This window comes from Pseudomonas deceptionensis (genome assembly GCF_900106095.1).
Lineage (GTDB): Bacteria > Pseudomonadota > Gammaproteobacteria > Pseudomonadales > Pseudomonadaceae > Aquipseudomonas > Aquipseudomonas deceptionensis.
The window spans coordinates 2846221-2861300 of the sequence record NZ_FNUD01000002.1; the positions used below are offsets into that span (position 1 = coordinate 2846221).

A 15080-nucleotide genomic window follows, 5' to 3' on the forward strand; every position below is an offset into this window, starting at 1 on the left:
GGCCTGCTGTGCTTACCCATCCTGATGGTTGCAGCGTCCTTGTGGGAGCGAGCCCGCTCGCGATGGCATCACCGCGATTGTTCGGATGCACAGCTGAGCCAGAATCGCGAGCAGGCTCGCTCCCACGGTGAATTGAGGAAAGAGCCAGATTCTATGAGTTTCTTGGTGGCCTGCTGTGCTCACCCATCCTTATGGTTGCAGCGTCCTTGTGGGAGCGAGCCCGCTCGCGATGGCATCACCGCGATTGTTCGGATCCACTGCGGCGCCTGAATCGCGAGCAGGCTCGCTCCCACGGTGAATTGAGGAAAGATCCAGATTCTATGAGCTGCTTGGGGGCCTGCTGTGCTCACCCACCCTGATGATTTCAGCGCCTTTGTGGGAGCGAGCCCGCTCGCGATGGCATCACCGCGATTGTTCGGATGCACCGCGGTGCCAGAATCGCGAGCAGGCTCGCTCCCACAGGTCTCTACTGATAAAAACTGAACCGGTCCTTGCCACTGTTCTTGGACCGGTACAGCGCCTTGTCGGCCTTGGCCAGGGCCTGGTTGAGGGTGTCATCCTCTTCCACACGGGTCAGCCCGATGCTGATGGTCACCGGGTGTTCGTCGGGATCTTCGCGCACCCGGCGGCACAGGGTATCCATCAGGATCTCGACGTCCGAGCGCCGCACCCCCGACATATACACCGCAAATTCCTCGCCGCCCAACCGCGCGTATTCGTAGCCAGTCATCACCGCCTCGATGTTTGCGGCAGTGCGCTTGAGCACTTCATCGCCAATATCATGGCCAAACTGGTCGTTTACCTTCTTGAAGTTATCGATATCGATCATCGCAAGATAGTGGTCGTGTTCCCGGGGCAGGACCTGTAACTCATGGCCTGCCTGAAGCATGAAGGAGCGTCGGTTGGGAATCTCGGTCAGGGCATCCAGATAAGCCTGGGCCACCAGCAATTTGGACATTGTGTAGTTGTGCAGTTTGACCCGGCGTAGTTTGAAAAAGCTGTAGATCGTCAGGCTGCACAAAAAGGCGAAGTAGCACAGGATCAAGAGGCCGCGCAGATCCATGATCGACGCCTGGGTCATCAGGAAAGGGTTGAGCATCACACAGTTGATGGCCGCAACGCTGAGAAAGGCCCAGCGGCTAAGGGGTAAAACCGATGCGCTGTAAAGGATGCTGGAACTGGCAAGTGCCAGCCAGATTGGCTGTGTCTCTGCGGGCAGGCCAAAGATGATCAGACGCAAGCCGAGCGTGATGACCAGGACGAAAATCAGGTTGAGTACGTCGAAGTGCCGGTAGTTGTGAATAAAGCCAAGAATGACGGTCAGCCCCACCATGACGCTGATAAACAGCAGGGACAGGCCGGTAAAACCCTGGCCGCCCTTGGTGCTGATAATAAGGTTGAACAGCAACCAGATCGCAATGCTCGTGATGTAGGTCAGGCGGCAAAAATTGCGCAGCTTTTCAAAATCATGTTGGGCAAATTCGGCTTGCAAGGCAGGTGGCGCGGCTTGTTTCGAAATCTCTTTTTCAATGGTCTTGAGCATTGCGAGCCTGGGTCACTGTCGGATGACGGGACCCGGGCGCGCAAAGACCTTTAAACGTCTTCCTGGCCCGGGTTACACATCAATAACCCTAGCAGGACTTGGCGGCTTATCTATGCAGATCGAGCCTGGCGCACATGTCTGTTTCAGCCACTGTGGGTGAACACCTCGCCGACACTGCGCCGGCGCGCGTAGTGTTCGCTGGACCGAATCAAGGCTTCAAGGTCTTCGGGGGTCACGTCTATGAACGCGTCCATCTGCTCCAGGGCTTTTTGCAAGTCTTCAGCGGTAATGCCCGGATCACCGGGGACGGGAGGGTTGGCGAATGCCGGGTCCGGTTCGGCTGCTTTTTTCGGGTAACGCACCCGGGTCAGATTGTTATAGGCCAGTGCCGCGAGCAGCATGCACACCGCGCTGAGCATCACCGGTGCCAGCAGGCCCCAGCCCAGACTGGCGCTGTCCGGATCGGCGAGCACCACCAGCAACGCCAGCGCACCGGCAGGCGGATGCAGGCAGCGCAACAGGCACATGCACACCAGGGCCAGGCCGACGGCCAGGCACGCTGTGTCGAGGGTGCGGCCGAAAAAGTGCACCACCCCCAGCGAGACCAGCGTTGCGCACAGGTAGCCGCCGACAATCGACCAGGGTTGCGCCAGGGCCCCTGAAGACACGGCAAACAACAAAATGGCCGATGCCCCCAACGGGCCGATCAAGTGCATGGCCACGGGCAGGCCAAACATCAGGCTGCACACCCAGACACTGAACAGTGTGCCAAGGGATACACCAATGGCGGCACGGCTCCATTCGGTAGGGCGGGTGTTCGTAGCCGCAGGCAACAGGCGGCTGATCCAGCGGGTTTGCATGGTAAGGACAATCCGGTGTTGTAGGCGTAGCCGAAAAAAAAGGGCCTGCGGGTTTCCCGACAAGCCCTTGAAAATGTCCCTTCATTTGGGGGAGGAACAGCTGCAGTCTGCCCCGTTATGGTGCAGTCTGCAAATGCATAATAATGCTGGTTAACTGCAATATTTTTGATACTTGGTAGCGTCAGGCCCTGGATGCGGTGGCTTTACGGGGGCGAAACCGGTCTGGCCAGCTTGCCCAATACACGCTCATGCACCTCATTGCTCAACAGCCGCTGCTCCATAAGGCTGCGCACGCCTGGGCTGTTGGCCAGCGGTCCCTTCAACACGAGCAAGGCATCACGCAGTTTCATCAACGTGCTGAGCTCTGGCATGCAGATCACCTTTGCACAGGCCGGAGCAGGGGCAAAAGGGCGCTGCTCCGGTGAGGGTTCACACGTGGCCAATAAGGAATAACGCATGACGTCGTGCTCCATAAATGAAGGGTATGGGTAGGGTGTTCAGATCCTTGAAAACATTCAGATGGGTGCATGGCGACGCTGTCGTCAATGCCGGGCATTGCGATACAAGAAGTGACATATCGGCCATTTACTCGGCAAGGGATCTAGGATTTGCGCCGGTGATTGTAAAGTGCCAAAACAACGAGGTGTTGTCAGGAAATGCGCAGCTAGAGATAAGATCTACGGAGAAGTTCGTAGGAGTGTTCAGTCCCAATAGTGGGCGTGGCGGCGGGGAAAAATCATGCCGCGATAAGCGCATTAGTGCTGATGTAACGTCTTACTTGAATTTACATCAGCGGATAAGCGTTGAAATACTTTGGGCGGTTAGTCGTCAAACCCTACTTGCTCGTGAATTTCATCCACTTTGAGTTCCAGCCGATACGCCACGGCGATAAACAGCGCCTGGCACAGGCACAGCGTGGCGCTCAGTGAGCGAAACGCGAACGAGCTGCCCTCATTGACCAGCAACACGCTGTTGGCCCGCTTGGCCAAGGGCGACAGGTTACTGTCAGTGATGATCAGGGTTTTGGCCTGATGCAACTGCGCGATGCGCAAGCAATGCTGGGTTTCCTTGCCATAGGGGGTAAAGCTGATGGCGATTACCAGGTCATTGGCGCGCACGCTGCGCATCTGCTCGCGATAACTGCCGCCCAGCCCGGACACCAGGTGAATGCGCTTGTTGGTGTGCTGCAGGTTGTACACCAGGTAATCGGCGACGGCGAACGAGCGCCGCACCCCGACCACATAAATGTTGTCGGCGTTGACCACCAGGTCCACCGCCTTGTCGAACGCCTGATCGTCGAGCTCCAGCCCCAGTCGCTCGATGCCTGACAGCGTGGCATTGATGCACTCACGCGCCAGGTCGCCGCCACTGGCCTTTTGCGACTTGTTGGCGATCATGCTGCGAATGCGCTGTTGATAGTTCTGAACCGGCGTCGCCTTGTGGGTATAGGCCTCGCGAAACAGCGCCTGCATTTCACTGAAACCACTGAACCCAAAACGTTGCGAGAAACGCACGATGGCCGAAGGGTGCACCTCGCACTCACGGGCGATATCACTGATCCGGTCGACCATGATCCGGTCGCTTTGCTGGCTCATGTAACTGGCAATACGTTTGAGCTGGCGCGGCAGGCTCTCGTATTCCTCGGTTATTAGCTGCAGAAGGCGTTCGGCATTGATCGGTGGGCTGACCGGTTCGCTCTCTGGCGTGTGGGCCGGCTGATCAGTGGATGGCATAGATGAGTCCTTATAGATGGCTCTTGTAGGGCAGGTAGCGGATTAGCGTGCGCAGTCTACAGCGTAGGCGCTTAAAAAATCCTGACCAGCCGTTCAATGACCCGATCGCTGAATCGATACAGGGTCGAAAAACAGAGCCCGCCGACGGATATGGAACAAAAATTCTACATTAAAATTTTATGGAATAAATATTGTTTATTGTGTGCGGACGTTTTAGTCTTCATTCCACAAAGAGCGCTCAGGCCTTAGGTGCGATGAGTGCAGGCTGATAAAAATAACAGGAGCCAGCATGGGACAGACTCGTTTTGCCACAGGGCGTGATTTGGATTTGATCTGCCTTGGACGCCTGGGCGTCGACCTCTACTCGCAGCAAGTAGGGGCACGCCTGGAGGACGTCAGCAGTTTTGCCAAATACCTTGGCGGCTCATCGGCCAATATCGCTTTCGGTACTGCGCGACTGGGCTTGCGCTCAGCCATGTTGAGCCGGGTGGGCGATGACCACATGGGCCGCTTTCTGACCGAATCCCTGGCCCGCGAAGGCTGTGACGTCAGCGCCATCACCATCGATACGCAGCGCCTGACCGCGCTGGTGCTGCTGGGCCTCAAGGACCGCGAAACCTTCCCGCTGGTGTTCTACCGCGAAAACTGTGCCGACATGGCGCTGCGGGCAGAGGACATCAACCCGGCCTTTATCGCTTCTAGCAAGGCATTGCTGATTACCGGCACCCACTTCTCCACCGAGGGCGTGTACCAGGCCAGCATTCAGGCGCTGGACTATGCCCGGCAGCACAACGTACGGCGGGTGCTGGATATCGACTATCGCCCTGTCCTGTGGGGGCTGGCGGGCAAGGCCGATGGCGAGACCCGTTTTGTCGAAGACCACAAGGTCACTGCCCACGTGCAATCGATCCTGCCGCGCTTTGACCTGATCGTTGGCACCGAAGAAGAGTTTCTGATTGCCGGTGGCGGCACTGACTTGCTGGCTGCATTGCGCGCAGTGCGCGGCCTGACCGCTGCCACGCTGGTGGTCAAGCTGGGGCCGCAGGGGTGCACCGTGATCCACGGTGAAATCCCGGCCCGGCTGGAAGATGGCGCCATTTACCCGGGTGTGCAGGTTGAAGTGCTCAACGTGCTGGGTGCGGGTGATGCCTTTATGTCCGGCTTTCTCAGTGGCTGGCTGGAGGACGCGAGCGATGAGCGTTGCTGCCAGTTGGCCAATGCCTGCGGTGGGCTGGTGGTGTCGCGCCATGCCTGCGCCCCGGCCATGCCGACGCGCGCCGAGCTCGATTACCTGTTCAACAGCCCGGTGCCGATTACCCGGCCTGATCAGGATGTGGCGTTGCAGCGTTTGCATCAGGTCAGCGTGCCGCGCAAACAGTGGAAGCAGCTGTTTGTGTTCGCATTCGATCACCGCTGGCAGCTGGTTGAAGTTGCCCAGCAGTACGGCCGCGATCACGACAGCATCTGCGCCCTCAAACAGCTGTTTATCCAAGCGGTGGAACGGGTCGAAACCGACTTGCGCCGCCAGGGCATCGACGCCGATATCGGGTTGCTGGCCGACCAGCGTTTCGGGCAGGACTCACTGAACGCCGCCACCGGTCGCGGCTGGTGGATTGCCCGTCCGGTAGAGGTTCAAGGCTCGCGGCCACTGGCCTTTGAGCATGGCCGTTCGATCGGCAGCAACCTGATTGCCTGGCCACAAGAACACATCATCAAATGCCTGGTGCAATTCCACCCCGATGACGAGCCGCTGCTGCGCCTTGAGCAGGAAGCACAGATCAAGGGGCTGTATGACGCATCACTGATCAGCGGGCATGAACTGCTGCTGGAAATCATCCCGCCCAAAGACCATCCCTCAACTCATCCGGACGTGCTGTACCGCTCCATCAAGCGTTTGTACAACCTGGGCATTTTCCCGGCCTGGTGGAAAATCGAAGCGCAGACCGCGCAGGTGTGGGAGCAACTCGACGCGCTGATCAACGAGCGCGACCCGTATTGTCGGGGCGTGGTGCTGTTGGGTCTGAATGCGCCGGCCTCGGTGCTGGCCGAAGGCTTCAGGCAGGCACGCCAGAGCACCACCTGTCGAGGTTTTGCCGTGGGCCGCACGATCTTCCAGGAGCCGAGCCGCGCCTGGTTGGCGGGTGAGATAGACGACCAGACGCTGATCGAACGTGTGCAAGGGACCTTTGTGCAGTTGATCGAATCCTGGCAAGTGGCCCGCAGGTAAGTCCCTTGTGTGGGAGCGAGCCTGCTCGCGATGCAGCCAACGCGGGGTATCTGACACACCGCAGCGCCCCCATCGCGAGCAGGCTCGCTCCCACAAGTCATCAAAGGTTTAATTTTAAAAACAATAATAGGTGCAGCCATGCCCGCTATCCGTATTGGCATCAACCCGATTTCCTGGAGCAACGATGACTTGCCGTCATTGGGCGGCGAGACGCCGTTGAGCACTGCACTCACCGAAGGCAAGCAAATCGGTTACGAAGGCTTCGAGCTCAACGGCAAGTTCCCCAAGGACGCCAAGGGCGTCGGCGATGTACTGCGCCCCTATGATCTGGCGCTGGTGTCGGGCTGGTATTCCAGCCGTCTGGCCCGCCGCTCGGCAGCCGAAGAAATCGACGCTATCGCCAGCCACGTGCATTTGCTGGCAGAAAACGGCGCCAAGGTGCTGGTGTACGGCGAAGTGGCCGACTCGATTCAGGGTCAGCGTATCCCGCTGGTGGAGCGCCCGCGGTTTCACACCGAACAGGCCTGGCAAACCTACGCCGACAAACTCAGCGAGCTGGCGCAGTTCACCTTGTCCAAAGGCGTTCGTCTGGCCTACCACCACCACATGGGCGCCTACGTCGAATCGCCGTCCGACATCGACACCCTGATGCGCCTGACCAGCCCCGATGTGGGCCTGCTGTTCGACGCGGGCCACTGCTACATGGGCGGCGGCGAGCCGATCGAGGTGTTGCGCAAACACATCGACCGCGTCTGCCATGTGCACTTCAAGGATGTACGCAAAGCCGTGGTGCAACTGGCGCGCAATAATCTGTGGAGCTTCCCGGACTGCATCATCAACGGCACCTTCACCGTGCCGGGGGATGGCGATATTGATTTCGCCGCGTTGCTCGACGTACTGCTGGCGGCCGATTACCACGGCTGGCTGGTGGTCGAAGCCGAACAGGACCCGGCCGTCGCGCCGAGTTTTGCCTATGCGCAAAAGGGTTATCAGACCCTGCGCGGGTTGCTGGATGCGAGGGTTGCCCGATGAGCCTGCTGATCAAAAGCAACGCCGCAGGTCAAACCATGGTCGAGTTGCCGCAAGGGGCCCTGGACTATGTGGGGTTTGGTGCCTATCGCCTGGCCCCCGGTGAGTTGTTGCCGGTGAGTGCCTGTGAGCATGAATTGTGCCTGGTGCTGCTCAGCGGACGGGTCACGATCAAGGGTGAAGAGCCACGGGGCGCGTTCAGCTGGGAAGACATCGGCGACCGGACCTCGGTGTTTGAGGATAAGTCACCGTTTGCGGCTTACCTGCCGCCGGGCAGTCAGGCTCAGATACGGGCCTTGAGCGATGTGCAGATCGCCGTCTGCAAGGCGCCGGGCTCGGCGACTGCCGATTTGCCCGCGCGCCTGATCACCCCAGACACAATGAAACGCAGCGTGCGCGGCAAAGGCGCCAACACCCGCTATGTGTGCGACATCCTGCCTGATACCGAACCTGCGCATTCGCTGCTGGTGGTCGAAGTCCGCACGCCGTCCGGTCACTCGTCCAGCTACCCGCCGCACAAGCACGACACCGACGACCTGCCGCACCAGAGCTTTCTCGAAGAGACCTATTACCACCAGATCAACCCGCCCCAGGGCTTTGTGTTTCAACGGGTCTATACCGACGACCGCAGCCTCGACCAGGCCATGGCCGTGGAAAACAGCGACCTGGTGGTGGTGCCCAAGGGGTATCACCCGGTCAGCGTGCCGTATGGCTATGAGTCTTACTACCTGAACGTCATGGCGGGGCCCAAACGCGTCTGGCAATTCCACAACGACCCGCAGCACAGCTGGCTGATGGATCTTTAACCATTTTCGGAGAACAACAAGCATGAGCATTACCCCGGTGATCGGCCACTACCTCAACGGCCAGGTTCAGGATTCAGGCGCCGAGCGCTTCAGCAATGTATTCAATCCGGCTACCGGTGCCGTGCAGGCCAGGGTGGCACTGGCCAGCCAGCAGACGGTAGACGAGGCCGTGGCTTCAGCGCTCAAGGCGTTCCCGGCGTGGTCCGAGCAATCGTCCTTGCGCCGTGCGCGGGTGATGTTCAAGTTCAAGCAACTGCTCGACGAGCACCATGATGAGCTGGCCGAAATCATCTGCCGCGAACACGGCAAAGTGTTCTCCGATGCCAAGGGCGAAGTGACGCGCGGCATCGAAATCGTCGAGTACGCCTGTGGCGCGCCGGCGTTGCTCAAGACCGACTTCAGCGACAACATCGGCGGCGGCATCGACAACTGGAACCTGCGCCAGCCCTTGGGCGTGTGCGCCGGTGTGACCCCGTTCAACTTCCCGGTCATGGTGCCGCTGTGGATGATTCCGCTGGCGCTGGTGACGGGCAACTGCTTCATCCTCAAACCGTCCGAGCGTGATCCGTCGGCCAGTTTGCTGATGGCCCGCCTGCTGACCGAAGCCGGTCTGCCGGATGGCGTGTTCAACGTGGTGCAGGGCGACAAGAGCGCGGTGGACGGCCTGTTGCAGCACCCGGATATCGAAGCCATTTCGTTTGTCGGCTCCACCCCGATTGCGCAGTACATCTACCAGCAGGGCACGGCCCGCGGCAAACGCGTGCAGGCGCTGGGCGGGGCCAAGAACCACATGATCGTGATGCCCGACGCCGACCTCGACCAGGCGGCGGATGCGCTGATCGGCGCGGCGTACGGTTCGGCGGGCGAGCGCTGCATGGCAATCTCAATTGCCGTGACCGTGGGCGACGTCGCAGACAAGCTGATCGAGAAACTGCTGCCACGCATTGACCGGCTCAAGGTTGGCAATGGCTTGCTGCCCGACAGTGAAATGGGGCCGCTGGTGACTGCCGAGCACAAGGCCAAGGTCATCGGTTTTATTGATCAGGGCGTGGAGCAGGGCGCAGACCTGATTGTCGACGGGCGCGACCTGAAAGTGCCGGGGGCCGAGGAGGGCTTCTTTGTCGGCGCCACGCTGTTTGATAACGTCACACCGGACATGAGCATCTACCAGGAGGAAATTTTCGGCCCGGTGCTGGGGATTGTCCGCGTGGCGGATTTCGCCAGCGCCGTGGCGCTGATCAATGCCCATGAGTTCGGTAACGGCGTGTCCTGCTTTACCAGTGACGGCGGTGTGGCCCGAGCCTTTGCGCGCACGATCAAGGTAGGCATGGTGGGCATCAACGTCCCGATTCCGGTGCCGATGGCCTGGCATTCATTTGGCGGCTGGAAGCGTTCGCTGTTCGGCGATCACCACGCCTATGGCGAAGAAGGCATCCGCTTCTACAGCCGCTATAAAAGCGTGATGCAGCGCTGGCCTGACAGCATCGCCAAAGGCCCGGAATTCAGCATGCCGACCGCCAAATAACCGGCGGGCACACCCTACAAAAACAAGGTGCAAACATGAGCACGACACGACTGACCATGGCCCAGGCCCTGGTGAAATTCCTCGACAACCAGTACGTCGAAGTCGATGGGGTTCAGAGCAAATTCATTGCCGGTATCTTCACCATTTTTGGCCACGGCAACGTGCTGGGGCTGGGCCAGGCGCTGGAACAGGACAGCGGCGATCTGGTGGTGCATCAGGGCCGCAACGAGCAGGGCATGGCCCACGCCGCCATCGGTTTTGCCAAGCAGAACCTGCGCCGCAAGATCTACGCCTGCACCTCATCGGTGGGGCCGGGTGCAGCCAATATGCTCACCGCCGCAGCCACCGCCACGGCCAACCGGATCCCGTTGTTGCTGTTGCCGGGCGATGTGTATGCCAGCCGCCAGCCCGACCCGGTGTTGCAGCAGATCGAGCAGTTCCACGACCTGAGCATCAGTACCAACGATGCGTTCAAGGCCGTGAGCAAATACTGGGACCGCATCAACCGCCCCGAGCAGTTGATGAGCGCGGCGATCCAGGCCATGCGCGTGCTCACCGATCCGGCTGAAACCGGCGCCGTGACCCTGGCCCTGCCGCAAGATGTACAGGCCGAAGCCTACGACTACCCCGATTACTTTTTGCAAAAGCGTGTGCACCGCATCGACCGGCGTTTGCCGACCACGGCCATGCTGGCGGATGCCCGGGCCATCGTTGAGCGCAAGCGCAAACCGCTGATCATCTGCGGCGGCGGGGTCAAGTACTCCGGCGCCAATGCAGCGTTGCAGGCGTTTGCCGAGCGCTTTGATATTCCGTTCGCCGAAACCCAGGCCGGTAAAAGCGCCATCGTTTCAGCGCACCCGCTGAACGTCGGCGGTATTGGCGAAACCGGCTGCCTGGCCGCCAATATGCTGGCCCGGGACGCGGACCTGATCATCGGTATCGGTACCCGCTACACCGATTTCACTACCTCGTCCAAGTCGCTGTTTCAGCACCCGCAGGTGGAGTTTCTCAACCTCAATATCAGCCCCTGCGATGCGCTCAAACTCGACGGCGTGCAGTTGCTGGCGGATGCCAAGGCCGGGCTTGAGGCGCTGGCCGAGATTCTCGAAAACAGCGGTTATCGCTCAAGCTGGGGCGATGCTGCGCAACAGGCCAAGGCCCTGCTGGACGCTGAAGTGGACCGGGTGTATCAGGTCGATTATCAGCAATCGGACTTTGCTCCCGAAATCACCGACCACCTGGACCCGGCCGTGCTGCGCGAGTTTATCGAGCTGACCGGTTCATGCCTGACCCAAAGCCAGGTGCTGGGCGTGCTCAATCACACCCTGGCCGACGATGCGGTGATCGTGGCGGCGGCGGGGAGCCTGCCGGGCGACCTGCAGCGGGCGTGGCGCAGCAAGGGGGTGAACACCTATCACCTGGAATACGGCTACTCCTGCATGGGCTACGAGGTGAACGCCGCGCTGGGGGTCAAGCTCGCCGAACCCGGACGCGAGGTGTACGCGCTGGTGGGCGACGGCTCGTACATGATGCTGCACTCCGAACTGGCGACCTCGATTCAGGAGCGACGCAAGATCAACGTGGTGCTGTTCGACAACATGACCTTCGGCTGCATCAACAACTTGCAGATGGGCAACGGGATGGACAGCTTCGGCACCGAGTTCCGGTTCCGCAACCCTGAAACCGGCAAGCTGGACGGTGGTTTTGTGCCGGTGGATTTCGCAATGAGCGCGGCGGCCTACGGCTGCAAAACCTACAAGGTCAGCACCCTTGAGCAACTGCACGCGGCCCTGGCCGATGCGCGCTTGCAGACGGTCTCGACCCTGATCGACATCAAGGTGCTGCCCAAAACCATGATCCACAGCTACCTGACCTGGTGGCGGGTCGGTGTGGCCCAGGTGTCCACCAGCGCCCGTACCGATGCGGCGGCACAAAAATCCAACCTTGCACTGACCAAAGCCCGGCAGTACTGATCACCCAACTCTGACAAAAAATCCAACAGGAGCAGGCACATGTCGTTGAACACTCAAACCTTGAAACTGGGCGTGATCGGTACGGGCGCCATCGGCCGTGACCACATTCGGCGTTGCAGCCAGACCTTGCTTAACAGCACGGTGGTGGCGGTGACCGATATCAATCTGCAGCAAGCGGCCCAGGTTGTGGCCGAGTTGGGGCTGACGGCCGAGGTGTACCCGGACGGTCATGCGCTGATCAACGCGCCGGAAGTTGACGCGGTACTTGTGACGTCCTGGGGCCCTAGCCACGAAGAGTTTGTGCTGGCGGCGATCAAGGCGGGTAAACCGGTGTTCTGTGAAAAGCCTCTGGCGGTCACGGCTGCCGGGTGCCGCGCCATCGTTGATGCTGAGGTTGCCTATGGCAAGCGTCTGGTTCAGGTCGGCTTTATGCGCCCGTATGACGAAGGCTATCGTGCACTCAAAGCAGTGATCGACAGTGGTCAGATCGGCGAGCCGTTGATGCTGCACTGCGCACACCGCAACCCGCGGGTGGGTGAAAACTACAAAACCGACATGGCAATCACCGACACCCTGATCCATGAACTGGACGTGTTGCGCTGGTTGCTGGACGACGATTACGTGTCGGTGCAAGTGGTGTTCCCGCGTAAAACCAGCAAGGCGTTGGCGCACTTGCGCGACCCGCAAATCGTGTTGCTGGAAACCGTCAAGGGCACGCGGATCGACGTTGAAGTCTTTGTGAACTGCCAGTACGGCTACGACATTCAATGTGAAGTGGTGGGGGAGACCGGGATAGCCAAATTGCCCGAACCCTCACAAGTGCAACTGCGCAGCGAGGCCAAGCTGTCCAACGCCATTTTGATGGATTGGAAGGATCGCTTTATCGGGGCCTATGACGTCGAGTTGCAGGCCTTTATCGACGCGGTACGGGCCGGGAGCGTTGGCGGGCCTTCGGCATGGGACGGTTTTGCCGCAGCCGTCGCGGCGGATGCCTGCATCGAAGCGCAGCAGAGCGGGGCGATTGTGAAGGTTGAGTTACCTGAGCGGCCGCGGTTCTACGGTTGATCCGGTCCCGCAATAGCCGGGTTTGATTGATCTTCTGTGGGCGCTGGCCTGCCAGCGATGCAGGCCCCGAGGTGTTTCAGGCACATCGCAGTGATGTCTTCGCCAGCAGGCTGGCTCCCACAGGGATTGACTGTTAACAGGAGGTTTTATGCGTATTGGACTCGTCGGTTTCGGCCACGGTGGCCGCTTTTTTCATGCTCCGCTTATCGCCAGCTTGCCCGGTGTCACGTTTGCCGGGGTGGTCACCCGTTCCCCTGAACGTCGGCAGCTATTGGCAAATGAATACCCCGGCGTCAACGCTTATGACAGCCTCGGCCAACTGGTCGAAGCCGGCGTGGACCTGCTGGTGATCTCGACCACCCTCCAGGGGCGCCCGCAATTGGTGAAGCAGGCCATCGAGCTGGGCGTGCCTGTGGTCAGTGACAAGCCCTTCGCCGCCGATACGGCTCAGGCACGGCAACTGGTGGAGGCGGCCCAGCGTCGAGGCGTGCTGTTGAGCGTGTATCAGAACCGGCGTTGGGATTCGGACTTTCTGACCGTACGCAAACTGCTGGATGCCGGGGCGTTGGGGCAGGTCGCCCGATTTGAGTCCTTCGTCGAACGCTTTTCACCTGGCGCCGTGGGCGATGCCAGCGGCGGTGGCTGGATGCGCGATCTGGGCAGCCATCTGGTGGATCAGGCGCTGCAGCTGTTCGGCCCGGTGCAGTCGGTTTACGCCGAGCGCACTTGCAGCCCGCAGCACCCCGATATCGACCACAGCTTTTTTATGGCCCTGACCCACGCCAATGGCGTGATCTCTCACTTGGGCGGCAGTTGCCTGCAAAGCAGCCCCCGGCCAAGGTTTCGGGTCAGCGGCACCCTGGGCTGTTACAGCGTCGAAGGGTTCGACGGGCAGGAAGCCGCAGTGCTCGCCGGTTTGTCGCCCAAAACCGAAGGCGATCGCTGGGGCGCGGAAGAGCATCGGCGCTGGGGCTGGTTTGAGCAGGGCGATGAGCGCGAGCGAGTGCCTACCGAACACGGCCGCTGGCAGCAGTTTTATCTGCAAATGATCGCAGCCGTCAAAGGGCAGGGCGCCGTGCCCGTCGACCCCTGTGATGTGCTGCAGGCCCTGCAGGTGCTGGACGCGGCACGCTTGAGTGCTGAACGTCAGCAAGTCATCAGGGTCGACCTGAAGGCTTAAAATAGAATTGTTTTTCGATTAAATTCTAAATCTGGTTGATATGGAAATTATTTTCCAATAGAGTCGATTCCAGATTGCAGCAACCTCGTGACATACAAGTACCGCATCCATAAAACCAACAAGAATGTGGAGACTGCCCCAATGAAACACTGCCTACCTTTTGCTTCCCTTGCACTGTCGATGATGCTTGCCAGCGGCGCAGCCCTGGCCGATACCAAAATCGGCGTGAGCATGTCGCAGTTCGATGACACCTACCTGACTTACCTGCGCGAGTCGATGAACGACAAAGCCAAAACCTACCCTGAAGGCGTGCAGTTGCAGTTTGAAGATGCGCGGGCTGACGTGGTCAAGCAACTGAGTCAGGTCGAGAACTTCATCAGTCAAAAAGTCGATGCCATTGTGGTCAACCCGGTGGACACCGCCGCGACCAAAAAAATCACCGAGGCGGCGGTCAAGGCAGGGATCCCGCTGGTGTACGTCAACCGCCGCCCCGACGACACCAACCTGCCGCCGGGTGTCGCCACCGTTGCCTCCAACGACCTGGAGGCCGGCATCATGCAGATGCAGTATCTGGCCGACAAAATGGGCGGTAAGGGCGACATCGTGATTCTGCTGGGCGACCTGGCCAACAACTCCACCACCAACCGCACCAAAGGCATCAAGCAGGTACTGGCCAAGTACCCGGATATCAAGATCGATCAGGAACAGACCGGCATCTGGCTGCGTGACAAGGGCATGACCCTGACCAACGACTGGATCACCCAGGGTCGCAAGTTCGATGCCGTGGTCTCGAACAATGACGAGATGGCCATCGGCGCGGCCATGGCCCTGAAACAGGCCGGGGTAAAACCGGGCACCGTGTTGATTGCGGGCGTTGACGGCACTCCGGACGGGGTACGTGCGGTGGAGAAGGGCGAGATGGCAATTTCGGTGTTCCAGGACGCCAAGGGCCAGGCCTACGGCTCGGTCGATACCGTGATGAAAATGATCAACAAACAGCCGGTTGAACAGGCGGTCTGGGTGCCTTTCCAGTTGATCACTCAAGAGAACGCCAAGGACTTCAAGTAATCGTCAGCTCGATCCAATAACAACAATAGGTGGCAAGGCTCAAGCCTTGCCCACTGTCCCGGTCTCTGGCC

The 15080-nt window shown here is 59.9% G+C and carries 12 protein-coding genes; 8 read left to right on the top strand and 4 right to left on the bottom strand.

The annotated features are described in order from the left end of the window. Window positions 1-466: 466 nt before the first annotated feature. From BLW11_RS13015 to BLW11_RS13030, 4 genes are all read right to left on the bottom strand, one after another. A complete protein-coding gene (locus tag BLW11_RS13015) occupies window positions 467-1543 on the bottom strand; it encodes a GGDEF domain-containing protein (protein ID WP_048358350.1) in 1077 nt (358 codons plus the stop codon). Between the two features lie 143 nt (window positions 1544-1686). Next, window positions 1687-2403 carry an HPP family protein gene (locus BLW11_RS13020; RefSeq protein ID WP_048358349.1) on the bottom strand — a complete coding sequence of 239 codons (717 nt, stop codon included), beginning with the start codon at window positions 2401-2403 and terminating at the stop codon, window positions 1687-1689. Window positions 2404-2606: 203 nt separating this feature from the next. Further along, window positions 2607-2861: a type VI secretion system contractile sheath small subunit gene (locus BLW11_RS13025; RefSeq protein ID WP_048358348.1), complete on the bottom strand. Its 255-nt coding sequence runs from the start codon at window positions 2859-2861 to the stop codon at window positions 2607-2609. A gap of 363 nt (window positions 2862-3224) precedes the next feature. Continuing rightward, window positions 3225-4136: a MurR/RpiR family transcriptional regulator gene (locus BLW11_RS13030; protein WP_048358347.1), complete on the bottom strand. Its 912-nt coding sequence runs from the start codon at window positions 4134-4136 to the stop codon at window positions 3225-3227. A 289-nt stretch (window positions 4137-4425) separates the two neighbouring features. Here BLW11_RS13030 and BLW11_RS13035 point away from each other — a divergent pair, with 289 nt between their 5' ends. The 8 genes from BLW11_RS13035 (at window position 4426) to BLW11_RS13070 (ending at window position 15009) form a co-directional block, all read left to right on the top strand. Continuing rightward, complete coding sequence (locus tag BLW11_RS13035) at window positions 4426-6363, top strand: bifunctional 5-dehydro-2-deoxygluconokinase/5-dehydro-2-deoxyphosphogluconate aldolase (RefSeq protein WP_048358346.1); 1938 nt, start codon at window positions 4426-4428, stop codon at window positions 6361-6363. Window positions 6364-6501: 138 nt separating this feature from the next. Next, window positions 6502-7395: a myo-inosose-2 dehydratase gene (iolE, locus tag BLW11_RS13040; protein WP_048358345.1), complete on the top strand. Its 894-nt coding sequence runs from the start codon at window positions 6502-6504 to the stop codon at window positions 7393-7395. Continuing rightward, window positions 7392-8198, top strand: a complete 807-nt coding sequence (iolB, locus tag BLW11_RS13045; protein WP_048358344.1) for a 5-deoxy-glucuronate isomerase — start codon at window positions 7392-7394, stop codon at window positions 8196-8198. Before iolE ends, iolB begins: the two co-directional genes overlap by 4 nt. A gap of 22 nt (window positions 8199-8220) precedes the next feature. Further along, complete coding sequence (locus tag BLW11_RS13050) at window positions 8221-9723, top strand: CoA-acylating methylmalonate-semialdehyde dehydrogenase (protein ID WP_048358343.1); 1503 nt, start codon at window positions 8221-8223, stop codon at window positions 9721-9723. Between the two features lie 35 nt (window positions 9724-9758). Further along, window positions 9759-11696: a 3D-(3,5/4)-trihydroxycyclohexane-1,2-dione acylhydrolase (decyclizing) gene (gene iolD, locus BLW11_RS13055; RefSeq protein ID WP_048358342.1), complete on the top strand. Its 1938-nt coding sequence runs from the start codon at window positions 9759-9761 to the stop codon at window positions 11694-11696. Between the two features lie 39 nt (window positions 11697-11735). Continuing rightward, on the top strand, window positions 11736-12761 hold the full coding sequence (gene iolG / locus BLW11_RS13060; RefSeq protein ID WP_048358341.1) for a bifunctional inositol 2-dehydrogenase/D-chiro-inositol 1-dehydrogenase: 1026 nt from the start codon (window positions 11736-11738) through the stop codon (window positions 12759-12761). Window positions 12762-12909: 148 nt separating this feature from the next. Beyond that, the gene (locus BLW11_RS13065; RefSeq protein WP_048358340.1) at window positions 12910-13941 is read left to right on the top strand and encodes a Gfo/Idh/MocA family protein; all 1032 of its coding nucleotides are present in this window, start codon (window positions 12910-12912) and stop codon (window positions 13939-13941) included. Window positions 13942-14082: 141 nt separating this feature from the next. Then, window positions 14083-15009 (top strand): sugar ABC transporter substrate-binding protein, encoded by a 927-nt coding sequence (locus BLW11_RS13070; RefSeq protein WP_048358339.1) that lies wholly within the window; start codon window positions 14083-14085, stop codon window positions 15007-15009. The last annotated feature ends 71 nt before the right edge of the window (window positions 15010-15080 follow it).

Coding starts and splice junctions, on each gene's coding strand:
- BLW11_RS13015 (WP_048358350.1), bottom strand. CDS start 1,543: ATGCTCAAGACCATTGAAAAAGAGATTTCGAAACAAGCCGCGCCACCT.
- BLW11_RS13020 (WP_048358349.1), bottom strand. CDS start 2,403: ATGCAAACCCGCTGGATCAGCCGCCTGTTGCCTGCGGCTACGAACACC.
- BLW11_RS13025 (WP_048358348.1), bottom strand. CDS start 2,861: ATGCGTTATTCCTTATTGGCCACGTGTGAACCCTCACCGGAGCAGCGC.
- BLW11_RS13030 (WP_048358347.1), bottom strand. CDS start 4,136: ATGCCATCCACTGATCAGCCGGCCCACACGCCAGAGAGCGAACCGGTC.
- BLW11_RS13035 (WP_048358346.1), top strand. CDS start 4,426: ATGGGACAGACTCGTTTTGCCACAGGGCGTGATTTGGATTTGATCTGC.
- iolE (WP_048358345.1), top strand. CDS start 6,502: ATGCCCGCTATCCGTATTGGCATCAACCCGATTTCCTGGAGCAACGAT.
- iolB (WP_048358344.1), top strand. CDS start 7,392: ATGAGCCTGCTGATCAAAAGCAACGCCGCAGGTCAAACCATGGTCGAG.
- BLW11_RS13050 (WP_048358343.1), top strand. CDS start 8,221: ATGAGCATTACCCCGGTGATCGGCCACTACCTCAACGGCCAGGTTCAG.
- iolD (WP_048358342.1), top strand. CDS start 9,759: ATGAGCACGACACGACTGACCATGGCCCAGGCCCTGGTGAAATTCCTC.
- iolG (WP_048358341.1), top strand. CDS start 11,736: ATGTCGTTGAACACTCAAACCTTGAAACTGGGCGTGATCGGTACGGGC.
- BLW11_RS13065 (WP_048358340.1), top strand. CDS start 12,910: ATGCGTATTGGACTCGTCGGTTTCGGCCACGGTGGCCGCTTTTTTCAT.
- BLW11_RS13070 (WP_048358339.1), top strand. CDS start 14,083: ATGAAACACTGCCTACCTTTTGCTTCCCTTGCACTGTCGATGATGCTT.